Annotated in this window: 21 protein-coding genes; 5 read left to right on the forward strand and 16 right to left on the reverse strand. The window is 56.6% G+C overall.

Annotation, left to right across the window (positions count from 1 at the left end):
- Window positions 1–34 precede the first annotated feature (34 nt).
- From atpA to rpmH, 15 genes are all read right to left on the reverse strand, one after another.
- Window positions 35–1579, reverse strand: a complete 1545-nt coding sequence (gene atpA / locus J1G33_RS05775; RefSeq protein ID WP_003195831.1) for a F0F1 ATP synthase subunit alpha — start codon at window positions 1577–1579, stop codon at window positions 35–37.
- Between the two features lie 21 nt (window positions 1580–1600).
- A complete protein-coding gene (locus tag J1G33_RS05780) occupies window positions 1601–2137 on the reverse strand; it encodes a F0F1 ATP synthase subunit delta (RefSeq protein WP_003195833.1) in 537 nt (178 codons plus the stop codon).
- 12 nt (window positions 2138–2149) lie between these two features.
- Window positions 2150–2620, reverse strand: a complete 471-nt coding sequence (locus tag J1G33_RS05785; protein ID WP_003195835.1) for a F0F1 ATP synthase subunit B — start codon at window positions 2618–2620, stop codon at window positions 2150–2152.
- Between the two features lie 56 nt (window positions 2621–2676).
- The gene (gene atpE, locus J1G33_RS05790; protein WP_002555987.1) at window positions 2677–2934 is read right to left on the reverse strand and encodes a F0F1 ATP synthase subunit C; all 258 of its coding nucleotides are present in this window, start codon (window positions 2932–2934) and stop codon (window positions 2677–2679) included.
- Between the two features lie 133 nt (window positions 2935–3067).
- Window positions 3068–3937, reverse strand: coding sequence for a F0F1 ATP synthase subunit A (atpB, locus tag J1G33_RS05795; RefSeq protein ID WP_003195886.1), 870 nt, complete (start codon window positions 3935–3937; stop codon window positions 3068–3070).
- 16 nt (window positions 3938–3953) lie between these two features.
- Window positions 3954–4361 carry a F0F1 ATP synthase subunit I gene (locus tag J1G33_RS05800; protein WP_010565865.1) on the reverse strand — a complete coding sequence of 136 codons (408 nt, stop codon included), beginning with the start codon at window positions 4359–4361 and terminating at the stop codon, window positions 3954–3956.
- A 148-nt stretch (window positions 4362–4509) separates the two neighbouring features.
- Window positions 4510–5382, reverse strand: coding sequence for a ParB/RepB/Spo0J family partition protein (locus tag J1G33_RS05805; protein ID WP_057701858.1), 873 nt, complete (start codon window positions 5380–5382; stop codon window positions 4510–4512).
- Window positions 5383–5391: 9 nt separating this feature from the next.
- Entirely contained in the window at window positions 5392–6189 is a 798-nt protein-coding gene (locus tag J1G33_RS05810) for a ParA family protein (RefSeq protein ID WP_005792605.1), read from the reverse strand.
- Between the two features lie 18 nt (window positions 6190–6207).
- A complete protein-coding gene (gene rsmG / locus J1G33_RS05815) occupies window positions 6208–6852 on the reverse strand; it encodes a 16S rRNA (guanine(527)-N(7))-methyltransferase RsmG (RefSeq protein ID WP_032878612.1) in 645 nt (214 codons plus the stop codon).
- On the reverse strand, window positions 6849–8741 hold the full coding sequence (gene mnmG, locus J1G33_RS05820; protein WP_223017801.1) for a tRNA uridine-5-carboxymethylaminomethyl(34) synthesis enzyme MnmG: 1893 nt from the start codon (window positions 8739–8741) through the stop codon (window positions 6849–6851). Before mnmG ends, rsmG begins: the two co-directional genes overlap by 4 nt.
- A gap of 551 nt (window positions 8742–9292) precedes the next feature.
- Complete coding sequence (gene mnmE / locus J1G33_RS05825) at window positions 9293–10663, reverse strand: tRNA uridine-5-carboxymethylaminomethyl(34) synthesis GTPase MnmE (protein WP_032878611.1); 1371 nt, start codon at window positions 10661–10663, stop codon at window positions 9293–9295.
- Window positions 10664–10742: 79 nt separating this feature from the next.
- Entirely contained in the window at window positions 10743–12425 is a 1683-nt protein-coding gene (gene yidC, locus J1G33_RS05830) for a membrane protein insertase YidC (protein ID WP_223017802.1), read from the reverse strand.
- A 2-nt stretch (window positions 12426–12427) separates the two neighbouring features.
- On the reverse strand, window positions 12428–12673 hold the full coding sequence (yidD, locus tag J1G33_RS05835) for a membrane protein insertion efficiency factor YidD (protein ID WP_019816912.1): 246 nt from the start codon (window positions 12671–12673) through the stop codon (window positions 12428–12430).
- Window positions 12666–13070, reverse strand: a complete 405-nt coding sequence (gene rnpA, locus J1G33_RS05840) for a ribonuclease P protein component (RefSeq protein ID WP_003177079.1) — start codon at window positions 13068–13070, stop codon at window positions 12666–12668. The genes yidD and rnpA overlap by 8 nt, the downstream gene beginning before the upstream one ends.
- Window positions 13071–13086: 16 nt before the next feature.
- Window positions 13087–13221, reverse strand: coding sequence for a 50S ribosomal protein L34 (gene rpmH / locus J1G33_RS05845; RefSeq protein WP_003213577.1), 135 nt, complete (start codon window positions 13219–13221; stop codon window positions 13087–13089).
- A gap of 575 nt (window positions 13222–13796) precedes the next feature.
- Here rpmH and dnaA point away from each other — a divergent pair.
- The 4 genes from dnaA to gyrB are packed head-to-tail and all read left to right on the forward strand — an operon-like array spanning window position 13797 to window position 20002.
- The gene (dnaA, locus tag J1G33_RS05850; protein ID WP_032878608.1) at window positions 13797–15314 is read left to right on the forward strand and encodes a chromosomal replication initiator protein DnaA; all 1518 of its coding nucleotides are present in this window, start codon (window positions 13797–13799) and stop codon (window positions 15312–15314) included.
- Between the two features lie 38 nt (window positions 15315–15352).
- Window positions 15353–16456 carry a DNA polymerase III subunit beta gene (gene dnaN, locus J1G33_RS05855; protein WP_005783345.1) on the forward strand — a complete coding sequence of 368 codons (1104 nt, stop codon included), beginning with the start codon at window positions 15353–15355 and terminating at the stop codon, window positions 16454–16456.
- Window positions 16457–16476: 20 nt separating this feature from the next.
- The gene (gene recF / locus J1G33_RS05860) at window positions 16477–17580 is read left to right on the forward strand and encodes a DNA replication/repair protein RecF (protein ID WP_032878606.1); all 1104 of its coding nucleotides are present in this window, start codon (window positions 16477–16479) and stop codon (window positions 17578–17580) included.
- Between the two features lie 4 nt (window positions 17581–17584).
- Window positions 17585–20002, forward strand: coding sequence for a DNA topoisomerase (ATP-hydrolyzing) subunit B (gene gyrB / locus J1G33_RS05865; protein ID WP_005783347.1), 2418 nt, complete (start codon window positions 17585–17587; stop codon window positions 20000–20002).
- 103 nt (window positions 20003–20105) lie between these two features.
- On the opposite strand, the gene J1G33_RS05870 is transcribed toward gyrB, so the two are convergent.
- Window positions 20106–20828, reverse strand: a complete 723-nt coding sequence (locus tag J1G33_RS05870) for a response regulator transcription factor (RefSeq protein ID WP_223017803.1) — start codon at window positions 20826–20828, stop codon at window positions 20106–20108.
- A gap of 371 nt (window positions 20829–21199) precedes the next feature.
- On the opposite strand from J1G33_RS05870, the gene J1G33_RS05875 reads away from it, so the two are divergent.
- Window positions 21200–23479 (forward strand): CHASE2 domain-containing protein, encoded by a 2280-nt coding sequence (locus J1G33_RS05875; RefSeq protein ID WP_223017823.1) that lies wholly within the window; start codon window positions 21200–21202, stop codon window positions 23477–23479.
- Window positions 23480–23561: the final 82 nt, after the last annotated feature.

A 23561-nucleotide genomic window follows, 5' to 3' on the forward strand; every position in this document is an offset into this window, starting at 1 on the left:
TAGCAAGCGGGAGCCTTGCGGCTCCCGCTGCGGCTTACCAGGTTTGGGTGGCCTTGAACTTCTCGATACCGGCTTTCATGCCAGCGTCGATATCGTCATTGAAGTCACCCTTCACGTTGATCTTCGCCATCAATTCGGCGTGATCGCGGTTGAAGTAAGCAATCAGCGCTTGTTCAAAGCTTCCGACCTTGGCGATTTCAACGTCGGTCAGGAACCCACGCTCAGCGGCATACAGCGACAACGCCATGTCAGCGATCGACATTGGGGCGTATTGCTTCTGCTTCATCAGCTCGGTAACGCGCTGACCATGCTCAAGTTGCTTACGGGTCGCTTCGTCCAGGTCAGAAGCGAACTGGGCGAATGCCGCCAGTTCACGGTACTGAGCCAGAGCGGTACGGATACCACCGGAGAGCTTCTTGATGATCTTGGTCTGAGCGGCACCACCCACACGGGATACCGAAACACCGGCGTTCACAGCAGGACGGATCCCGGAGTTGAACATGGCCGATTCCAGGAAGATCTGACCGTCAGTGATGGAAATCACGTTGGTCGGAACGAACGCGGAAACGTCGCCAGCCTGGGTTTCGATGATCGGCAGTGCGGTCAGGGAACCGGTTTTGCCGGTCACTGCGCCGTTGGTGAACTTCTCTACGTATTCTTCCGAAACGCGGGAAGCGCGCTCCAGCAGACGGGAGTGGAGATAGAACACGTCGCCTGGGTAGGCTTCACGGCCTGGTGGACGGCGCAGCAGCAGGGAAATCTGGCGGTAAGCCACTGCTTGCTTGGACAGATCGTCATAAACGATCAGCGCGTCTTCACCGCGGTCGCGGAAGAATTCACCCATGGTGCAACCGGAGTACGGTGCCAGGAATTGCAGCGCAGGAGATTCCGAAGCACTGGCAGCCACGATGATCGTGTTGGCCAGGGCGCCGTTTTCTTCCAGCTTGCGAACCACGTTGGCGATGGTCGATTGCTTCTGACCGATGGCTACGTAGACGCAGAAAATGCCGCTGTCTTTCTGGTTGATGATCGCGTCGATCGCCAGAGCGGTTTTACCGATCTGACGGTCACCGATGATCAGCTCACGCTGGCCACGGCCGACCGGGATCATGGCGTCGACAGCCTTGTAGCCAGTCTGTACAGGCTGGTCTACCGACTTACGCCAGATCACGCCTGGAGCAACTTTCTCGACCGCATCGGTCTCGGTGTTGCCCAGTGGACCTTTACCGTCAACAGGGTTACCCAGTGCGTCGACTACGCGACCCAGCAGTTCCTTACCAACCGGAACTTCCAGGATGCGGCCTGTGCACTTGGCGCTCATGCCTTCAGCCAGACTGGTGTACGCGCCCAATACAACGGCACCTACGGAGTCTTGCTCCAGGTTGAGGGCCATACCGTAGACGCCGCCCGGAAACTCGATCATCTCGCCGTACATTACGTCGGCCAGACCGTGAATCCGCACGATGCCGTCAGATACGCTGACGACAGTGCCTTCGTTACGGGCTTGGGAGGTCACATCGAGCTTGTCGATGCGGCCCTTGATAATTTCACTTATTTCGGAAGGATTGAGTTGCTGCATTGCTCTGCTGCCCCTTCAAACTCAAGATTTCAATGCTTCGGCAAGTTTCGCGATTTTGCCGCGAATCGAGCCATCGATAACCAGGTCGCCGGCACGGATAACAACACCACCAATCAGGGATGCGTCCTCCGAAGCTTGCAGGCGCACTTCCCGATTGAGTCGTGCACTGAGAACCTTGGCGAGTTTGTCTTGCTGTTCTTGGTTCAATGCGAAAGCACTGGTCACTTCAACGTCTACCGATTTCTCTGCTTCGGCCTTGTACAGGTCGAACAGAGCGGCGATCTCCGGCAATAGCGGGAGACGGTCGTTTTCGGCAATGACGTGGATGAAGTTCTGCACCTTCACATCAAACTTGTCGCCGCACACTTCAATAAAAGTGGCGGCCTTGTCTGCGCTCGTCAGGCGCGGGGCCTTGAGCACGCGCTGCATGGTGTCGTCTTGCGACACTGCTGCAGCCAGGCCGAGCATGGCTGACCAAGAGGCCAGCTGCTGGTGGGCCTGGGCGTGCTCGAAGGCTGCCTTAGCGTAAGGTCGGGCCAACGTGGTCAGTTCTGCCATGATCGCCCTCGCTTAAATTTCAGCAGCCAGTTTGTTAACCAGCTCCGCGTGCGCGTTTTGATCGATTGTGGCACCGAGGATCTTCTCAGCACCGCCGACCGCCAGAGCACCCAGTTGGGCACGCAGCGCGTCTTTGACGCCGTTCAGTTCCTGTTCGATCTCGGCATGAGCCGAAGCCTTCACACGGTCAGCTTCGACGCGGGCTTTTTCAACAGCCTCTTCGACGATCTGGTTACCGCGTTTCTTGGCTTGCTCAATGATCTCGGCTGCCTGTGCTTTAGCTTCGCGCAGTTGCTGACCCACTTTCTCGTGGGCCAACTCCAGGTCGCGAGCTGCACGGCTGGCAGCGTCCAAACCATCCGCGATCTTCTTCTGACGTTCGTGCAAAGCCGCGATGACCGGAGGCCACACGAACTTCATGCAAAACACTACAAAAATGAAGAACGCAACGGATTGGCCAATCAGGGTTGCATTAATGTTCACGCCAACACCTCGCTCATTCGTTGTCCATCACCCCAATCACTCGAAAATTCGAGTGATTAGCCAGCGAGTTGACCAACGAAGGGGTTCGCGAAGGTGAAGAACAGTGCGATACCAACGCCGATCATGGTCACGGCGTCGAGCAGGCCGGCGACGATGAACATTTTAACTTGCAGCATTGGGACCATTTCTGGCTGACGCGCTGCGCCTTCCAGGAATTTGCCGCCCAGCAGGCCGAAACCAATGGCAGTACCCAGGGCGCCCAGGCCGATCAACAGTGCAACAGCGATAGCGGTTAGACCAACTACAGTTTCCATCTTTCCTCCCGACTTTTACGTCGTATGGTTTAGGTTTTTTAGATTTTAAAGCGGTAAAACAAATCGTTTCATAGCCCTGTTGGGCCACCTTCCCGTTTGACCGGGAAGGACATCAGACTAGTCGAGACTGGTCTTAATGGTTCTCTTCGTGCGCCATCGACAGATAGACGATGGTCAGCATCATGAAGATGAAGGCCTGCAGGGTAATGATCAGGATGTGGAACACAGCCCACGCCCACTGCAGTACTACGCCCAGGCCGCTAAGCCACAGCAGACCGCTGCCGAACATCACAGCGATCAGAATGAACACCAGCTCGCCGGCATACATGTTGCCGAACAGTCGCAGAGCCAGGGAAATCGGCTTGGCGATCAGGGTCACGAATTCCAGCAGGAAGTTCACCGGGATCAGCAGGGCTTGAACGAAGATGTTCTTGCTGCCGAACGGGTGCAGGGTCAGTTCGCCGATGAAGCCGCCGATGCCCTTGACCTTGATGCTGTAGAAAATGATCAACGCGAACACCGACAGGGCCATGCCCAGGGTAGCGTTCGGGTCAGTGGTGGATACGGCACGGAATGGGATGTGCGGATCGCCGGAGATCGCCATGGCCAACTGAGGGATCCAGTCCACCGGGATCAGGTCGACGGCGTTCATCAGGAATACCCAGACGAAGATGGTCAGTGCCAACGGTGCAATCACCGGGCTACGGCCATGGAAGCTGTCTTTCACGCTGCCATCGACGAATTCGACCAATACTTCAACGAAGTTCTGCAAAGCACCTGGCTGACCGGAAGTCGCCTTCTTTGCCGCCATGCGGAAAATCAGGACGAAGATCAGACCCAATGCGACCGACCAACCCAGAGTATCCAGGTGGAAAGCCCAGAAACCCATTTCTTTGGCTTCTGCTGCGGTGTGGGCAAAGCCCCAGCCGCCATTAGGAAGCTGACCGAAGGTCAGGTTCTGCAAGTGGTGCTGGATATAGCCCGAAGCGGTTGTTTCTGCCATGGTTGCCTCAAACGCCCTAAGGTTTCGAAAGTCTTGTTTTCATTAGCAGGGGAGCGAACCAGCTGACCAGTTGGGTCAACACGAAGACGCCGAATACAGCCAGCGGCGCCAATGGCTTCACACCTGCAAAGGTCAGTGCAAACAGCACTGCCGTCAAAATCAGTTTCCCTGCTTCGCCGGCATAAAAAGACCGCACGATAGCCTGGGCTGCTCGGGCGCCGGAAAACCGAAAGGCCCTGTGAGCAAAATACATATTGGGCAGCAAGGCTATCAGGCCTCCGCAGAGTCCTGAATATCCGGCTACGACTCCATGCCAGTACCAAAGCGCCAAAGCGGCGATCAGCAAAATGACAAATTGAGCCAACAAAACCGGAAAAACAGCCAAGCGATGGAACGGCAACGTGTTTGGCGTGCGGGTTTCCATCACTCTTGCTCCTCAATGGTCGGCTGCCGGAAATCAATAACTTGGCATAATTTGTGCCGACAAAATGCGCGCAGAGTATAGGGGCGGTTCTGCCCCTATTCAACTGTCGGGTAGTGATTTCCGATCACGCGCTACATAAGCAAATGTTTCAGCGGATGTGGGCAAGGACGCCCTGAAGCTCATCGAGAGAGTTATATCCGATGACCAGTTGCCCTTTGCCCTTCTTGCCGTGGCGAATTTGCACCGCAGAGCCTAGCCGCTCGGCCAGGCGCTGCTCGAGGCGCGCGATATCCGGATCAGGTTTGGCGGTTTCAACCGGTGCAGGTTTACCGCTGAGCCACTGGCGAACCAGGGCCTCGGTCTGACGAACGGTGAGCCCTCGTGCGACAACGTGTCGCGCCCCTTCAACCTGTTGATTTTCCGGCAAACCCAGCAAAGCGCGAGCGTGGCCCATTTCCAGATCGCCATGGGACAACATGGTCTTGATGACTTCCGGCAAGGCGATCAGACGCAGCAAGTTGGAAACCGTGACACGGGATTTTCCGACCGCCTCGGCCACTTGTTGCTGGGTAAGCTGAAATTCCTGCTGCAAACGCTGCAATGCGATCGCTTCTTCGATCGGATTGAGGTCCTCACGCTGGATGTTCTCGATCAACGCCATGGCGATGGCAGTTTCATCCGGCACATCACGCACCATCGCCGGGATGGTTTCCTTGCCAGCCTGTTGGCTCGCGCGCCAGCGACGTTCACCGGCGATGATCTCAAAGCGACCACTGCCAATTGGGCGCACCACAATCGGTTGCATCACGCCCTGGGCTTTGATCGAGTTGGCCAGTTCTTCCAGCGCCTGGGGATCCATGTCCCGGCGTGGCTGGTATTTGCCGCGCTGGATCAGGTCCAGGGGCAAGTGCTGCAGCTCGCGCTCGTCGGCCTGCACCGCTTGTTCTTCAAGCGATGTGACGGTCGGACCACTAAGGAGTGCATCCAGTCCACGTCCGAGACCTCGTTTCTTGACGGCCATGGGGATTCCTTAAGTTGGCTGGGCTGCAGCGGTGCGTGAATTGCGGCGTTGACGACGAACCATCTCGCCAGCCAGCGCCAGGTAGGCAATGGCACCACGCGAGGATTTATCGTACGCCAGCGCGGGCATGCCATAGCTTGGTGCTTCGGCCAGGCGGATGTTGCGTGGAATCACGGTGTCGTACAACTGATCGCCAAAATGTTCCTTGAGCTGCGCCGAGACATCGTTCATCAGGCTCAGGCGCGGGTCATACATGGTCCGCAGCAGGCCTTCGACTTTCAGGTTCGGGTTGAGCAACTCGGCGATACGCTTGATGTTATCCACAAGGTCGCTCAAGCCCTCAAGGGCGAAGTACTCGCACTGCATGGGGATAATCACCCCATCGGCGGCAACCAGCGCGTTGAGTGTGAGCATCGACAGCGACGGCGGGCAGTCGATCAAAATGTAGTCGTAATTCTCGCGGATAGGTGCCAAGGCGCTGCGCAGACGGCTTTCTTTCATCTGCATTTCCAGCAACACCACTTCCGCCGCGGTCAAATCGCGGTTGGCCGGCAGCAGTTGGTAACCACCGTGCTCGGAATAGTGCATGGCCTGGGCCAGGTCACATTCACCAATCAGCAAATCGTAGACCGAGTTTTCAAGGCCGTGTTTATCCACACCGCTACCCATGGTGGCGTTGCCCTGTGGATCGAGATCGATCAACAGCACCCGACGCTTGGTGGCGACCAGGGATGCTGCGAGGTTGATACAGGTGGTGGTTTTACCCACACCACCTTTCTGGTTCGCAATCGCGAATACCTTAGCCATTCTTGCTTGTGTTCCCAATCATGCCGTGCGGCGCAGTATCAGCAGATGGCGTTGGCCTTGGCAACCGGGGACGGCCAAGGCGTGTTCGCTATCGAGGTGGAAGTCTGCCGGCAATGCTAACAGCTCGTCGCTTGGATGGACGCCCTTCATTGCCAGCCAGCGCGTGTCGCGATCGCCTAGATGGCGAGTCCAGTTGCTGAAGTTCTCCATGCTGCTGAACGCCCGGGAAACAATTCCGTGGAAAGGCTGTTCAGGCGTAAAGGCTTCGACGCGACTGTGGATAACGTGCAGGTTGTCCAGCTTGAGTTCGAGTTTGACCTGGGTCAGGAAGCGGGTTTTCTTGCCGTTGCTGTCCAGGCAGGTCACTTGCGACTCGGGAAACAGGATGGCCAGCGGAATACCAGGCATCCCGCCGCCGCTGCCGACATCCAGCCAGCGACCGTTTTCGATGAACGGCATCACACTGAGACTATCGAGCAGATGGCGCGAGACCATTTCGTCTGGATCACGCACTGCGGTCAGGTTGTAGGCCTTGTTCCATTTGATCAACAGGGCCAGGTAGCCCAGCAGTAACTCATGCTGGACCTCGGTCAACGCTACGCCCAACTGGCGCGCCCCTGTGGATAACTCTTCGGCGTGTTGCGAGGTGACCAACGAACTCAAGCGCTTTGCTCCAACTGACGGCCCGCGCCGCGTTTTTTCAAATGAATCATCAACAGCGAAATAGCTGCTGGGGTCACGCCAGGGATACGTGAAGCCTGCCCGAGTGTTTCAGGCCGAGTTATCCCCAGCTTGCTTTGAATTTCTTTCGACAGCCCGGAAATCCCGGTGTAGTCGATATCCACAGGTAACTTGGTATCTTCACTGGCGCGCAGGCGAGCGATTTCGTCCTGCTGGCGATCAATGTAACCGGCGTACTTGGTCTTGATCTCCACCTGTTCGGCGACTTGTGGGTCTTCTGCGCCCTGGCCTGTCACTTCAACCAGACCAGCGTAGTCGATTTCCGGACGAGAAAGCAGGTTGAGCAAGTTGTACTCATGGGTCAACGGCGTGCCGAATTTTTCCGCGATCGCGTCGCCCTGCTCGGTGCCTGGGCGAACCCAGGTACTTTTCAGGCGTTGCTCTTCAAGCGCAATGCTTTCACGTTTTTTGCAGAAGGCAGCCCAGCGCGCGTCATCGACCAAGCCCAACTCGCGACCTTTTTCAGTCAGGCGTAGATCGGCGTTGTCTTCGCGCAGGATCAGACGGTATTCCGCGCGGGAAGTGAACATGCGGTACGGTTCCTGGGTGCCCAGGGTGATCAGGTCATCGACCAATACGCCGATGTACGCTTCATCACGACGCGGGCACCAGCTGTCTTTGCCTTGTGCACGCAATGCCGCGTTGGTTCCGGCCAGCAAACCTTGGGCGCCGGCTTCTTCGTAACCGGTGGTCCCGTTGATTTGGCCAGCAAAGAACAACCCCCCGATCACCTTGGTTTCCAGGCTGTATTTCAGATCACGCGGGTCGAAGTAGTCGTACTCAATGGCGTAGCCGGGACGCACGATGTGCGCATTTTCCATACCGCGAATCGATTGCACGATCTGGATCTGCACATCGAACGGCAGCGAGGTGGAAATCCCGTTGGGGTACAGCTCGTGAGTGGTCAAGCCTTCGGGTTCGATAAAGACCTGGTGGCTTTCCTTGTCGGCAAAGCGGTGGATCTTGTCTTCGATCGACGGGCAATACCGCGGGCCAATGCCTTCGATTACCCCGGAATACATCGGCGAACGATCAAGGTTCGCGGCAATGATTTCGTGGGTACGGGCGTTGGTGTGGGTAATCCAGCAACTGACCTGTTTGGGGTGCTGTTCTTTGGAACCCATGAACGACATCATCGGGATCGGCGTATCGCCGGCTTGCTCGGTCATCACCGAGAAATCCACAGAGCGCCCGTCAATGCGTGGCGGGGTACCGGTTTTCAAGCGGCCGACGCGCAGCGGCAGTTCACGCAGACGTTTTGCCAGGGCAATCGACGGCGGATCACCAGCGCGACCACCGGAATAATTTTGCATACCGATGTGGATAAGTCCGCCGAGGAACGTCCCTGTGGTCAGTACTACCGAATCCGCGTGAAAACGCAGACCCATTTGCGTGACGACACCGCGTACCTGGTCCTGCTCGACGATCAGGTCATCGGCAGCCTGCTGAAATATCCACAGGTTCGGCTGGTTTTCCAGGGTTTCGCGCACCGCTGCCTTGTACAGGATGCGGTCGGCCTGGGCTCGGGTAGCCCTTACGGCCGGGCCTTTACGGCTGTTTAGCACGCGAAATTGAATACCACCTTTGTCGGTGGCCATCGCCATTACACCGCCAAGGGCATCGATTTCCTTGACCAGATGGCTTTTGCCAATCCCGCCAATAGCGGGGTTGCAACTCATGGCACCGAGGGTTTCCACGTTGTGCGTAAGCAACAGGGTTTTTACGCCCATGCGTGCTGACGCCAGTGCTGCCTCGGTACCGGCATGACCGCCGCCGATGACGATCACTTCAAAACGGGAAGGGAAATCCACCACGCACCTCGTGCCTGCTTATGTAGGTAATCAGGAATTGTCTGTTGAAAGAGTTTTGGAGCTATGGCGGCAAGTATAGGGACTTCGCCCTTCCTAAAGAACCCTTTGCACAAAATTTAACCAGCTGTGGATGAATCACAGACAATAGAAATTAAAAGAGAGAAATTTATTAAATCTTTGTTTTTATGTTTATTTCTACTGAGCAACTTTTCTGTGGATAGATCTCTACAGCCCTTTATATTCAATGTGTACAGCGATTCAAAAGTCTGTGGTCATGTGCCAATGAGGCCCTTGGATAAGTGCTTTAAGCCTGTGGATTAAAGTGATGGTTATCCACAGGCGGGTTTTTACTCAGGTTTCAAGCCCTGTTATCAACTGGGCACAGGCGCGGTTACTCACAGGGTTTAATCCACAGAAAAGTACCAGCCGAGGCGAATAGCGCGCACGGAAAAACACCGATTGCTCGGCGGGTCAGTCAAAAAATGGATTGGGTTGCCCTGAAACGGGCTGAACAGACAGGCGCGAATGGCCTGTCTGTGGACAACGAAGGTCTATTTACCGATGCAGAAGCTGGAGAAGATCCTGCCCAGCAAATCGTCCGAGCTGAACGCGCCGGTAATTTCTCCCAGCAGTTGCTGTGCTTGACGTAAATCTTCAGCCAGCAGCTCCCCAGCACCCGCCAAGGTCAGCTGCGCCCGGCCGTGCTCCAAGGCGGCACTGGCATGGCGCAGTGCCTCAAGATGCCTGCGACGTGCACTGAAGCTGCTTTCCGAGGTCTGTTCATAGCCCATGCAGGCCTTGAGATGCTCACGCAGCAATTCCAGGCCGTCACCTGCCGCTTTGGCGCTCAGGCTGATAGTGACATGGCCATCCTCACTGGTTTGCAGGGCAATCGCTTCACCCGTCAGGTCGGCCTTGTTACGAATCAAGGTGACTTTGGCCGGGTCAGGCCGTTGCTCAAGGAATTCTGGCCACAGCGCAAAAGGATCCACAGCTTCCGGTGCCGTGGCATCGACGACCAACAACACACGATCGGCTTCCCCGATAGCCTTGAGCGCGCGTTCCACACCAATTTTTTCCACCTGGTCGTCGGTGTCGCGCAGCCCGGCAGTGTCGACGACGTGAAGCGGCATGCCGTCGATGTGGATATGTTCGCGCAAGATATCCCGGGTAGTGCCGGCAATCTCGGTGACGATCGCCGCCTCGCGCCCTGCCAGGGCGTTGAGCAGGCTGGATTTACCGGCATTGGGCCGCCCGGCAATCACCACCGTCATACCATCGCGCAGCAAGGCTCCCTGCCCGGCTTCACGCAGCACTGTGGATAATTCCTCACGGACCTTATCCAACATCGCCAACACATGGCCATCCGCGAGGAAGTCGATTTCTTCTTCGGGAAAATCAATCGCCGCTTCGACGTAAATACGCAGGCTGATCAATTGCTCGGTCAAGTTATGCACACGCAGGGAAAAAGCCCCCTGCAATGAGCGCAAAGCGTTACGTGCAGCCTGTGCAGAACTGGCTTCGATCAAATCCGCAATCGCTTCGGCTTGGGCCAAATCGAGCTTGTCGTTCAGAAATGCCCGTTCGCTGAATTCCCCAGGCCGTGCCAAGCGGCAACCCAGTTGCAAGCAACGCTGCAGGAGCATATCCAGGACCACAGGACCACCGTGCCCCTGTAATTCCAGGACGTCTTCACCGGTGAAAGAGTTTGGTCCCGGAAAATAGATCGCCAAGCCCTCGTCCAATACGCTTTGGTCAGCATCCAGAAACTGGCCGTAATGGGCATAACGGGGTTTCAGCTCTCGGCCACTGATTGCCATGGCCGCAACGCCCGCCAAGGGGCCGGAAATTCGAACGATACCGACTCCGCCTCGGCCCTGAGCGGTGGCGACAGCAGCGATGGTTTCACGAGGAGCGCTCATCAGCAGGTTCCAGAACAAAAGTGACGGAAAGCAAAACGCCCCACTAGGGGGCGTCTTGAGTGGTTATCCACAGAGTAAATTACGCCTCGGCTTTTTTGGTAGCCGCTTCGATCTTACGTGTGATGTACCACTGTTGAGAGATCGACAACACGTTGTTGACCACCCAGTACAGTACCAAGCCAGCAGGGAACCACAGGAAGAAGAAGGTGAAGATGATTGGCATCATTTTCATTACCTTGGCCTGCATCGGATCCGGCGGGGTTGGGTTCAGACGCTGCTGGATAAACATGGTCGCGCCCATGATTATCGGCAGGATAAAGAACGGGTCCTTGATCGACAGGTCAGTTATCCACAGCATGAACGGCGCTTGGCGCATTTCCACGCTTTCCAGCAGTACCCAGTACAGCGACAGGAACACCGGCATCTGTACCAGAATAGGCAAGCATCCACCCAGCGGGTTGATCTTCTCTTTCTTGTACAGCTCCATCATGGCCTGCGACATTTTCTGCCGGTCATCGCCATGTTGTTCTTTCAGTGCCGCCAGTTTCGGGGCAACGGCACGCATACGCGCCATCGACTTGTAGCTGGCTGCCGACAGTGGGAAGAAGATCCCCTTGATCAGCATGGTCAGGAAGATGATCGACCAGCCCCAGTTGCCGACGATGCTGTGGATATGTTGCAACAGCCAGAAGATCGGCTGGGCAATGAACCACAGGAAGCCGTAATCCACAGTCAGTTCCAGACCTGGGGACAACTCTTTCAATACGGCCTGGCTTTTAGGACCGGCGTACAGGGTAGCGCTGGTTTCAGCCTTGGCACCTGGAGCGACGGTCAACGCCGGGCCAGTGAACCCAATGATGTAGTTGCCCTGGCTGTCCTTGCGGGTTTGAACCAGGTTCGCGTCACCCTTGTTCGGAATCCAGGCGGTCACGAAGTAGTGCTGCAGCCACGCTACCCAGCCACCCTGGACGGTTTCTTTCAGCGCGCCCTTGTCGATATCTTTCATCGACACTTTTTTGTACGGCTCGTTACTTGTCCACAGGGCGGCGCCCAGGTAAGTCGCGGTGCCGGTGGCGGTGCTGGAAGACGGATCGGAACTGGCGTCACGCTTGAGCTGGGCAAACAGGTTGCCACTCCAGGCTTTGTCGCTGGTGTTGTCGATCAGGTAAGTGACCTTCAGATCGTACAAACCACGGGTAAAGCTGAAACGCTTGATGTAGTTGACGCCGTCGAGGCTGAATTTCAGGTCGACGTTCAACTGGTTCTGGCCGTCTGCCAGTTGATAAGTCTTTTGCTCGGTCGAATAAACCGGACGACCGGTAGCACGTGCATCCGGACCATTGGTGCCGGTCAGGCCGCTTTGCGCCAGATAAGTACGTTCACCGCCGTTATCGAACAGCTGGAACGGAACATCCGGATGATCCTGGCGACGTGGATAAAGCGGCAGCTTCAGCTGTGCAATATCACCACCTTGTGGGTCGATAGCCAGGTCGAGCACATCCGTTTTCACGTGGATGAGGTCTTTGTTGGTGACCACTGGCGTTTCTAACGGGGCACTTGTCTCGCCATTCGCGCTGGGAACATCGGCACTCGCGGACGCATTGTTACCCAGCGGGGTGTCCGGAATAGCCGGCGCAGCCTGATTGGTAGCAACATTCTGAGTCGGCAGGGCAGCCTGGCCGTAGTCCTGGTTCCATTTAAGGACCATGACATAGGACACGATTGCCAGGGCGACGATCAGGATTGTGCGTTTAATATCCATGATTACTCGGCCATCGAAGAAGAACGGGAGGTAGGGATAGGTGGAACCGGGTCATAACCACCGGGATTCCACGGATGACAGCGACCTAAACGACGAAAGGTCAGCCAGCCACCGCGCAGAAGACCATGATTTTCTATGGCCTCTAACGCGTAGCAGGAACAACTGGGGTAGAAACGACAGTGGCTGGCCATCAGAGGACTAATGGCATAGCGATAAAACTGGATCGGAACGATTGCCAGTTTACGCATCAAGGCTGTCTACCCCTACAGTTTCGGTGCTGACTGCTGGTGCTGGCTTGTGGGTACGAGCCAAACGTTTCCAGAGCTTGCCGAAATGCTGAATCAATTCGGGGTTTTCTACATCACCCAAGCCTTTGCGCGCGACGATAACAATATCCCAACCAACCAGAGTGTCCTGGTGGAGGCGAAACGATTCGCGCATCAGACGCTTGAGGCGATTGCGCTCAACGGAGAGCTTGACGCTCTTCTTGCCAATCACCAGCCCGAGACGGGGGTGATCAAGATCGTTGTTACGCGCAAGGAGCAGGAGATTTTTCCCCGGAACCTTGCCGGTGGGGGAGTCAAAGACTGCCTTGAAATGCCGGGGGGTAAGCAGACGCTTTTCCCGACTGAAGTCCTGACTCACCACCAGTACCGGATTATCAAACTGCCAGACGCGCACGACCTTTGGCGCGGCGACGCGACAGGACAGCACGGCCGTTCTTGGTAGCCATGCGAGCACGGAAGCCGTGAGTACGGGCGCGTTTGATGGTGCTTGGTTGGAAAGTACGTTTCATGGCGTTGTTACCTGGTTCGTCCACAACGGGCCGGAATGGCCCCCGTTTTAAGAGACCGGCGATTCTAGAGAAAGCAAGCCTCTAGGTCAATTTCCAACCAGCTTTTCCTTCAATTAGATCTTTGCCGCCTTCCGAGCCGTTCTGCTTTCATCCGCCATGCCATAGATATAAAAATAAAGAAGGAAGTTATTTAAAGCTTTTCTGTAAAGCTTATAAAAGCTAGCCAGGCGATCATCTGTGGATAACTGCCTTTAGCCCTTATTCTGCGTGCTGTACAGAGAATGACAACACGGGGGAGAAGCAGTGCTCTGCCTGTGCTGCGCTATCGGATAAGCTGTGCGTGGAATGGGTTGTTATCCACAGGCCGGTTACCCACAGACTTTTGCCCCCACTTGTGCAACGAGCTCAGGGTGGCTTATCCACAGAGCTTATGCACAGACCATTGGTCGCCTTTTCTGCGGTTAACACATTGATTTTGGGTGCCCTGTGAGCAACCTACATGTGGATAAGTGGGCGTCTGGTCGCTACAATGGCGGCTGTTTTTGCCTCACCGGCTTTCAACTTAGGGGATATCCGTGTCAGTGGAACTTTGGCAGCAGTGCGTGGAGCTTTTGCGCGATGAGCTGCCTGCCCAGCAATTCAACACCTGGATCCGTCCGCTACAGGTCGAAGCCGAAGGCGACGAGTTGCGTGTCTACGCACCCAATCGTTTTGTTCTCGACTGGGTCAATGAGAAGTACCTGAGCCGCGTTCTCGAATTGCTCGATGAACATGGCAATGGCCTCGCGCCCGTGCTCTCCTTATTAATAGGCAGCAAACGTAGCTCAGCACCCCGTGCTGCGCCAAACGCGCCTTTGGCTGCAGCGGCATCGCAAGCCCAGGCGGCAGCGGCACCGGTTGCTGCTTCTACTGCACCTGCTGCAACGTCGTCCAAATCCTCTGCGCAAAAAAATGCGCCAGAGCATGAAGAACCGTCTCGCGACAGCTTCGATCCGATGGCAGGCGCCAGCTCCCAGCAGGCTCCCGTTCGTGCCGAACAGCGCACTGTGCAGGTTGAGGGTGGGCTCAAGCACACCAGTTATCTGAACCGCACCTTCACCTTCGAGAACTTCGTCGAGGGCAAGTCCAACCAGCTGGCCCGTGCAGCTGCCTGGCAAGTCGCCGATAACCCCAAGCACGGTTACAACCCGCTCTTCCTTTATGGTGGCGTTGGCTTGGGTAAGACGCACTTGATGCACGCCGTAGGTAACCACCTATTAAAGAAGAACCCGAACGCCAAGGTCGTGTACCTGCATTCGGAGCGCTTCGTGGCTGACATGGTCAAGGCCCTGCAGCTCAATGCGATCAACGAGTTCAAGCGTTTCTACCGCTCCGTTGATGCTTTGCTGATCGATGACATTCAGTTCTTCGCTCGCAAGGAACGTTCCCAGGAAGAGTTTTTCCACACCTTCAACGCCCTGCTCGAAGGTGGCCAGCAGGTCATCTTGACCAGTGACCGTTACCCGAAAGAAATTGAAGGCTTGGAAGAGCGCCTGAAGTCGCGTTTCGGCTGGGGCCTGACCGTTGCGGTGGAACCGCCGGAGCTGGAAACCCGGGTTGCGATCCTGATGAAGAAGGCCGATCAGGCAAAGGTTGATCTGCCTCACGACGCTGCCTTCTTTATTGCCCAACGCATTCGCTCCAACGTGCGTGAGCTGGAGGGCGCGCTCAAGCGGGTCATCGCTCACTCGCACTTCATGGGCCGTGATATCACCATCGAGTTGATTCGCGAATCCCTGAAAGACTTGTTGGCCCTGCAGGACAAGTTGGTGAGTGTGGATAACATCCAGCGCACCGTGGCCGAGTACTACAAGATCAAGATTTCCGACCTGCTGTCCAAGCGCCGTTCGCGCTCGGTTGCACGCCCGCGTCAGGTGGCTATGGCTCTCTCCAAGGAGCTGACCAACCACAGCCTGCCGGAAATCGGCGATGTGTTTGGCGGTCGCGACCACACCACGGTCTTGCACGCCTGCCGCAAAATCAACGAACTTAAGGAATCCGACGCGGATATTCGCGAGGACTACAAGAACCTGCTGCGTACACTGACTACGTGATGACACCAGCGCAGCTTATTAAGGCAAGGGACTAGACCATGCATTTCACCATTCAACGCGAAGCCCTGTTGAAACCCCTGCAACTGGTCGCAGGCGTCGTCGAGCGCCGACAGACCTTGCCGGTGCTCTCCAACGTATTACTGGTGGTCGAAGGCCAGCAGTTGTCCTTGACCGGTACCGACCTGGAAGTCGAGCTGGTTGGTCGTGTGCAGCTTGAAGAGCCCGCCGAACCCGGCGAAATCACTGTGCCGGCGCGCAAGCTGATGGACATCTGCAAAAGCCTGCCCAACGATGCGCTGATTGACATCAAGGTCGATGAGCAAAAATTGGTGGTCAAGGCTGGCCGTAGCCGGTTCACTCTGTCGACCTTGCCGGCCAATGACTTCCCAACCGTGGAAGAAGGGCCAGGCTCGCTGACGTGCAGCCTGGAGCAAAGCAAGCTGCGTCGCTTGATCGAGCGCACCAGCTTCGCCATGGCCCAGCAGGACGTGCGCTACTACCTTAACGGCATGTTGCTGGAAGTATCCGAAGGCATCATTCGTGCGGTTGCCACTGACGGTCACCGTCTGGCGATGTGCTCGATGCGTGCCGATATCGGCCAGCCTGATCGTCACCAAGTGATCGTTCCGCGCAAAGGTATCCTTGAGTTGGCGCGTTTGCTCACCGAGCCGGACGGCAATGTCAGCATCGTGTTGGGTCAGCACCATATCCGCGCGACCACTGGTGAGTTCACCTTCACCTCCAAATTGGTTGACGGCAAGTTCCCGGATTACGAGCGTGTGTTGCCTAAAGGTGGCGACAAGCTGGTGATTGGCGATCGCCAGGCCTTGCGTGAAGCGTTCAGCCGTACTGCGATTCTGTCGAACGAAAAGTACCGTGGTATTCGCCTGCAATTGGCCAACGGCCAATTGAAAATCCAGGCCAACAACCCGGAGCAGGAAGAGGCAGAAGAAGAAGTGGGCGTCGACTACAACGGCGGCTCTCTGGAAATCGGCTTTAACGTGAGCTACCTGTTGGACGTGCTGGGCGTCATGACTACCGAACAGGTTCGCCTGATCCTGTCGGACTCCAACAGCAGCGCTCTGGTGCAAGAATCCGATAACGACGACTCGGCTTACGTTGTCATGCCGATGCGCCTGTAATCATGCTCAGCAGAAGCTAGATGTCCCTTAGTCGCGTCTCTGTCACCGCGGTGCGTAATCTGCACCCGGTGACCTTCTCCCCTTCCCCCCGCATCAATATCCTCCATGGCGCCAACGGCAGTGGCAAAACCAGTGTGCTGGAAGCTATCCACTTGTTGGGGCTGGCCCGTTCCTTCCGCAGTGCCCGCCTGTTGCCGGTGATTCAGTACGAACAGTTGGCGTGTACAGTGTTTGGCCAAGTCGAGTTGGCGGAGGGTGGTCAGAGCGCACTGGGGATATCCCGCGATCGCGGCGGGGAGTTTCAGATTCGTATCGACGGGCAAAATGCGCGCAGTGCCGCGCAACTGGCAGAAATCCTGCCGTTGCAGTTGATCAACCCCGACAGCTTCCGCCTGTTGGAAGGTGCACCTAAAATCCGCCGCCAATTTCTCGATTGGGGTGTGTTCCACGTGGAACCCCGCTTCATGGCTACTTGGCAGCGCCTGCAGAAGGCCCTGCGGCAGCGGAACTCATGGCTGCGGCATGGTACACTTGACGCCGCTTCGCAAGCAGCCTGGGACCGAGAGCTGTGCCTGGCCAGCGACGAAATAGATGAATACCGTCGTGCCTATATCAAAGCCTTGAAACCAGTCTTTGAGCAGACCTTGAGCGAGTTGTTGGACCTCGAGGGGCTGACGCTGAGTTACTACCGAGGTTGGGATAAAGACCGTGAGCTCAGTGCTGTGCTTGCGACGTCCCTGCAGCGGGATCAGCAAATCGGACACACCCAGGCCGGCCCCCAACGCGCTGATTTGCGCCTTAGATTAGGTGCACATAATGCTGCGGATATTTTGTCCCGCGGCCAGCAGAAGTTGGTGGTGTGTGCGCTGCGTATTGCGCAAGGGCACTTGGTTAGCCAGGCAAGGCGCGGTCAGTGTATTTATCTGGTGGATGACTTGCCGTCGGAGCTCGACGAGCAGCACCGCCGTTCGCTATGCCGCTTGTTGGAAGACTTACGCTGCCAGGTATTCATTACCTGTGTAGACCACGAATTATTGAGGGAAGGCTGGCAGACGGAAACGCCAGTCGCTTTGTTCCACGTGGAACAAGGCCGTATCACCCAGACCCACGACCATCGGGAGTGAAGGCATGAGCGAAGAAAACACGTACGACTCGACCAGCATTAAAGTGCTGAAAGGTTTGGATGCCGTACGCAAACGTCCCGGTATGTACATTGGCGACACCGATGATGGTAGCGGTCTGCACCACATGGTGTTCGAGGTGGTCGATAACTCCATCGACGAAGCTCTGGCCGGTCACTGCGACGACATCAGCATTATCATCCACCCGGATGAGTCCATTACCGTGCGTGACAACGGTCGTGGCATCCCGGTAGACGTGCACAAAGAAGAAGGCGTTTCGGCGGCAGAGGTCATCATGACCGTGCTCCACGCCGGCGGTAAATTCGACGACAACTCCTATAAAGTATCCGGCGGTTTGCACGGTGTAGGTGTGTCGGTAGTGAACGCTCTGTCCGAAGAGTTGATTCTCACCGTTCGCCGTAGCGGCAAGATCTGGGAACAGACTTACGTCCACGGTGTGCCACAGGAACCGATGAAAATCGTTGGTGACAGTGAAACCACCGGTACCCAGATCCACTTCAAGCCATCGGCTGAGACCTTCAAGAACATCCACTTCAGCTGGGACATCCTGGCCAAGCGGATTCGTGAACTGTCCTTCCTCAACTCCGGTGTTGGCATCGTCCTCAAGGATGAGCGCAGCGGCAAGGAAGAGTTGTTCAAGTACGAAGGCGGCCTGCGTGCGTTTGTTGAATACCTGAACACCAACAAGACTGCGGTCAACCAGGTGTTCCACTTCAACATCCAGCGTGAAGACGGCATCGGCGTGGAAATCGCCCTGCAGTGGAACGACAGCTTCAACGAGAACCTGTTGTGCTTCACCAACAACATTCCCCAGCGCGATGGCGGTACTCACCTGGTGGGTTTCCGTTCTGCGTTGACGCGTAACCTGAACACCTACATTGAAGCCGAAGGTTTGGCGAAGAAGCATAAAGTCGCCACCACCGGTGACGATGCCCGTGAAGGCCTGACGGCTATTATCTCGGTCAAGGTTCCGGATCCGAAGTTCAGCTCCCAGACCAAAGACAAGCTGGTGTCTTCCGAAGTGAAGACCGCGGTTGAACAGGAAATGGGCAAATACTTCTCCGACTTCCTGTTGGAAAACCCCAATGAGGCCAAGCTGGTTGTCGGCAAGATGATCGATGCTGCCCGCGCCCGTGAAGCCGCGCGTAAAGCCCGTGAGATGACCCGTCGTAAAGGCGCGCTGGATATCGCCGGCTTGCCTGGCAAACTGGCTGACTGCCAGGAGAAGGACCCTGCCCTCTCCGAACTGTACCTGGTGGAAGGTGACTCTGCTGGCGGTTCCGCCAAGCAGGGTCGTAACCGTCGCACCCAGGCCATCCTGCCGTTGAAGGGCAAGATCCTCAACGTTGAGAAGGCGCGCTTCGACAAGATGATTTCCTCTCAGGAAGTCGGCACCTTGATCACTGCACTCGGCTGCGGTATTGGCCGTGATGAGTACAACATCGACAAGCTGCGTTACCACAACATCATCATCATGACCGATGCTGACGTCGACGGTTCGCACATCCGTACCCTGCTCCTGACGTTCTTCTTCCGTCAGCTGCCAGAGCTGATCGAGCGTGGCTACATCTACATTGCCCAGCCGCCGTTGTACAAGGTGAAAAAAGGCAAGCAAGAGCAATACATCAAAGACGACGACGCCATGGAAGAATACATGACGCAGTCGGCCCTGGAAGATGCGAGCCTGCACCTGAACGACGAAGCACCGGGCATCTCCGGCGAGGCGCTGGAGCGTCTGGTCAACGACTTCCGTATGGTCATGAAGACGCTCAAGCGTTTGTCGCGCCTGTATCCTCAGGAGCTGACCGAGCACTTCATCTACCTGCCGGCCGTGAGCCTGGAGCAGTTGGGCGATCACGCCGCCATGCAGGATTGGCTGGCCCAGTACGAAGTGCGTCTGCGTACCGTTGAGAAGTCTGGCCTGGTGTACAAAGCCAGCCTGCGCGAAGACCGCGAACGTAACGTGTGGCTGCCGGAGGTCGAACTGATCTCCCACGGTTTGTCCAACTACGTCACCTTCAACCGCGACTTCTTCGGCAGCAACGATTACAAAACGGTCGTTACCCTCGGCGCGCAACTGAGCACCCTGCTGGACGATGGTGCTTACATTCAGCGTGGCGAGCGCAAGAAAGCGGTCAAAGAGTTCAAGGAAGCCCTGGACTGGCTGATGGCTGAAAGCACCAAGCGCCATACCATCCAGCGATACAAAGGTCTTGGCGAGATGAACCCGGATCAGCTGTGGGAAACCACCATGGACCCGGCTCAGCGTCGTATGTTGCGTGTGACCATCGAAGACGCCATTGGCGCGGACCAGATCTTCAACACCCTGATGGGTGATGCGGTCGAGCCTCGTCGTGACTTCATCGAGAGCAACGCCTTGGCGGTGTCTAACCTGGATTTCTGATCAGGTAAACCTGCTTGAACAAAAAGGCCAACGCTTAGCGTTGGCCTTTTTTATTGGGTGATGGTTAAGCGTTTTAAAATGCTCCACGTGGAACATCAAGATTTCAACTTTGCGCCGTTGTCGCCACACTCTCCAAACGATACCCATATCCATAGATCGTCAATAGCTGCCAGCCGCGATCCGCCGTCAGCCCGAGCTTGTTACGCAGACGGTAGATATGGGTATCCAAAGGCCGTGACGAGACCATTTCCTCATGGCTCCAAAACCGCTCATACAGGTACTCGCGAGACAGCGGCCGGGCCAGGTTGGCAAACAGGCAACTGGCCAGGCGGTATTCCCGCTCTGTCAGGTTAATGGGTTTGCCGGCGCGGGTGACGGTCAGTTCGGCATCGTCGAAGGTTAGATCATTAAAGCTCTGTACTTCCTGGGTATCCGACTTCTGCAAGCCGTGACGTCGCAGGACGGCGCTGACGCGTGCTTTGAGCTCGTTGGGGCGAAAGGGTTTGCTGACGTAATCATCTGCGCCGCTGTTCAATGCGGTGACGATATCGCTTTCGGCATCGCGACTGGTGAGCATGATGACCGCGGGGGGCGATTCCATGTGTTCGCGGGTCCAGCGCAACAAGGCAATGCCCGAGATATCCGGCAGTTGCCAGTCCAGGATCAGCAGGTCAAAGGTTTCCCGCCGCAGTTGGCGCAGCAGGTCTTCGCCGCGCTCAAAGAAATGCAGCGACCATGGCTGTTCCGCAGTGCTGGGAATCTGTCGCAGTGTCTGTTCCACCCGTCGCAACTCGGCGGGCTCGTCATCCAGTATTGCGACTCGCATGGGGGTCCTTCCTACAAAAAATACGACTGCTTTAATGAGAGGCGACTGTGCAAAGCCAGCCTCTGAATCTGAACAATTATGGGCGGATTCTACGATCCTTGTATCTCTCGATACGCTGATAAGATCCCGTGATGCTCAAAGCAAAGATACCGGCTCCTGTCTGTGAGGAAAAGGACTCGCTCATACCCTGCCCTGCAACAAGGTGAGGTATGGTTTGTTGCACGGTTCTGGGTAAAGTCCTCAACTGAGACCGAAATAAGCTTCACTTGTTTCAGAACACTGTTGAACGTCACCACATGGAGAGGGAGCGGGCCTATGGCACCTTTACCCGATGACCATCAATGCCTTCGCATACTTTCGGTGGTAGCCCTGTGAAACTATGGCGCAAAGCCGAGAAACGCCAACCCACCCAGGCACAGCTGTTATTCCACGGGTTGGTCCGTGAATGGCTGCTGATCGGTCTGGTGTTACTGCCCTTTACCGTTTACCTGTCCTTGAGCCCGGGCCTGGCACTGAATAACCCTCTCTACGACAGCCTGCGCCGCCTGACACCTTTACCGGTGGATCCACGGATTCTGCTGGTCACCATTGATGCGCCCAGCCTGGAAATACTCGGCCCATGGCCGTGGCCGCGCAGTGTGCATGCAGATCTGATTGAACGCCTTAGCGCCGCCCAGCCGGCAGGCATTCTGTTTGACGTAGTCTTCAGCGAACCTAGCAAGGGGGCCGATGGACGACGGTTGGCTGATGCGGTCTGCAATGCTGGCAATGTACTGCTGCCCATCGTCGGTGATAGCAGCGTAAGTCCCAGCCTGCCAGGAGAGCCGCTGTCACCGTTGCTCAAGTGCGCCAAGGGCGTGGGGCATATCAACGTCGAAGCGGATAGCGACGGCATCGTACGCAGCGTGTATCTGCGTGAAGGCCCGCCGGGAAGCACGCTCCCTCAATTGGCATGGTTGGCGTTTGCGCTGAGTGAGCAAGCACCGGTAATGCCGGGCCTGACCCAGGAGCCCAGCAGCCAGCAGTGGCATCAGGAGCATGAAATCCGCGTGCCTTTCACCTCGGAAGATGACCACTTTCCCAGCGTGTCCTACCTCAGCGTATTACGCGGCGAGGTACCTCCCGAGACGCTTCGCGGCCGGCTGATTCTGATAGGTGCCACGGCGTATGGAATGGCCGATCGTTTTGTGACACCGCTCTCCTCCACCGTCGGCACGACCGCAGGAGTGGAGATCCAGGCCGATATCCTCAATGGTCTGTTGCAGGGACGCAGCATTGTCGACCTGCCCGGATGGCTTGCTGCCCTGTTGGCGACATCCCTGGTGACCTTGCTGCTGGGCCTTCTGCTGTATCGCCCTCGCTACGCTCTGTGGATGACCCTGGGTGGCATGACCGCGGCGCTGGTGGGCTCATGGGCATTGCTGCGCCTTGGGCATTGGTGGTCTCCCGCCGCGTGTTTGATCGGGCTGTTACTCAGCTATCTCATCTGGAACTGGCGGCGCCTGAGCGTCATCCTGGCCTACTTTGGTTGGGAACTGGCGCGGCTGGATAACGAGCCCAAGGTGCTGCCGGAGCGTCGTCGTGCGCCCGCCAGCAAGGGTGATGTGTTGCAGGGGCGGATCTTTGCCCTTGAGCAGGCAGTCAGTCGTACGCGTGATACGCGGCGCTTTATGGCTGACGGGTTGGAGTGCCTGCCGGTGGCTACGCTGATAACCGACCCACAGGGCAATATTCTGTTGGCCAACCGTGTAGCCCGTGATGTGTTTGGTAACGACCTGGTCAATTCAAACCTCATCGAACAACTCGCCGATTTGGGTTATCCCCCGCTGCATAACGGCGTACGCCCTGCCCTGTCAGCACTGGAATTGGTTGAGTTCCGCGATATCCACCAGCGCAGTCTGCGGATGGAGCTTGCGCCCTTGCTTCCGGCCGAAGGTGACTTCGCCCTCGGATGGCTGTTGAGCCTGACGGACCTGAGCAAGGAGCGAGAAGCCCAGCAGCATCGCGAGACCATGCTGCGTTTCCTCTCCCACGACCTACGCGCACCCCATTCGGCGATCCTCGCCCTGCTGGATGTGCATAACGGCGAATCGCCAGTCTTTGCCCAGGTCGAACTACAGGTCCGACGGGCATTGAGCCTTACCGAATCCTTTGTGCAATTGGCCAAGGCCGAGGCTGACGGTTACCAGTTCCAGCCTACCTTGTTCGCCATGCTGGTGATGGACGCCTTTGATCAGGTTGCGGTGATTGCGCAGCTCAAGGGCATCCATCTGGTCAACGACCTGGATGAGGCGGATGAAGCCATGATCCATGCCGATCAATCATTGCTTACCCGTGCGTTGTTCAACGTGCTGGAGAATGCGATCAAATATTCCCCATCCGGCACTACCGTCAGGTTGAGGCACGGCAGTGCACAGGGTTGGTTGGAATGCCGCATCAGCGATCAGGGGCCGGGGATTGCCCCCGAGGATTTACCGGAACTGTTCAGCCAATACCGGCGTTTCGATTCGGCCCAGGGCAGTGATGGTCTTGGACTGGGGCTGACGATGGTTAAGGCCGTGGTGGAACGGCACGGTGGACGCATCGTTTGTGAAAGTGAGCTGGGCAAGGGCTCGACATTCATTCTGTTATTGCCGCAGTTGGAAGACTAAAAACCGACTTTTCTGCTGTGCATAAAAAACCGGTCACAAGGACCGGTTTTATTATGAAGAAAAAACTTATGCACGTTTTTCG

Source organism: Pseudomonas sp. P867, from assembly GCF_019891455.1.
GTDB classification, from domain to species: domain Bacteria; phylum Pseudomonadota; class Gammaproteobacteria; order Pseudomonadales; family Pseudomonadaceae; genus Aquipseudomonas; species Aquipseudomonas synxantha_A.

What these genes read in the sequence shown, in the direction of transcription:
- gyrB (WP_005783347.1), top strand. Translation starts at nt 17,585, where the DNA reads ATGAGCGAAGAAAACACGTACGACTCGACCAGCATTAAAGTGCTGAAA.
- mnmE (WP_032878611.1), bottom strand. Translation starts at nt 10,663, where the DNA reads ATGAGCGCTCCTCGTGAAACCATCGCTGCTGTCGCCACCGCTCAGGGC.
- J1G33_RS05870 (WP_223017803.1), bottom strand. Translation starts at nt 20,828, where the DNA reads ATGCGAGTCGCAATACTGGATGACGAGCCCGCCGAGTTGCGACGGGTG.
- J1G33_RS05800 (WP_010565865.1), bottom strand. Translation starts at nt 4,361, where the DNA reads ATGGAAACCCGCACGCCAAACACGTTGCCGTTCCATCGCTTGGCTGTT.
- recF (WP_032878606.1), top strand. Translation starts at nt 16,477, where the DNA reads ATGTCCCTTAGTCGCGTCTCTGTCACCGCGGTGCGTAATCTGCACCCG.
- J1G33_RS05780 (WP_003195833.1), bottom strand. Translation starts at nt 2,137, where the DNA reads ATGGCAGAACTGACCACGTTGGCCCGACCTTACGCTAAGGCAGCCTTC.
- yidD (WP_019816912.1), bottom strand. Translation starts at nt 12,673, where the DNA reads ATGCGTAAACTGGCAATCGTTCCGATCCAGTTTTATCGCTATGCCATT.
- J1G33_RS05805 (WP_057701858.1), bottom strand. Translation starts at nt 5,382, where the DNA reads ATGGCCGTCAAGAAACGAGGTCTCGGACGTGGACTGGATGCACTCCTT.
- rpmH (WP_003213577.1), bottom strand. Translation starts at nt 13,221, where the DNA reads ATGAAACGTACTTTCCAACCAAGCACCATCAAACGCGCCCGTACTCAC.
- J1G33_RS05810 (WP_005792605.1), bottom strand. Translation starts at nt 6,189, where the DNA reads ATGGCTAAGGTATTCGCGATTGCGAACCAGAAAGGTGGTGTGGGTAAA.
- atpE (WP_002555987.1), bottom strand. Translation starts at nt 2,934, where the DNA reads ATGGAAACTGTAGTTGGTCTAACCGCTATCGCTGTTGCACTGTTGATC.
- dnaN (WP_005783345.1), top strand. Translation starts at nt 15,353, where the DNA reads ATGCATTTCACCATTCAACGCGAAGCCCTGTTGAAACCCCTGCAACTG.
- atpA (WP_003195831.1), bottom strand. Translation starts at nt 1,579, where the DNA reads ATGCAGCAACTCAATCCTTCCGAAATAAGTGAAATTATCAAGGGCCGC.
- atpB (WP_003195886.1), bottom strand. Translation starts at nt 3,937, where the DNA reads ATGGCAGAAACAACCGCTTCGGGCTATATCCAGCACCACTTGCAGAAC.
- yidC (WP_223017802.1), bottom strand. Translation starts at nt 12,425, where the DNA reads ATGGATATTAAACGCACAATCCTGATCGTCGCCCTGGCAATCGTGTCC.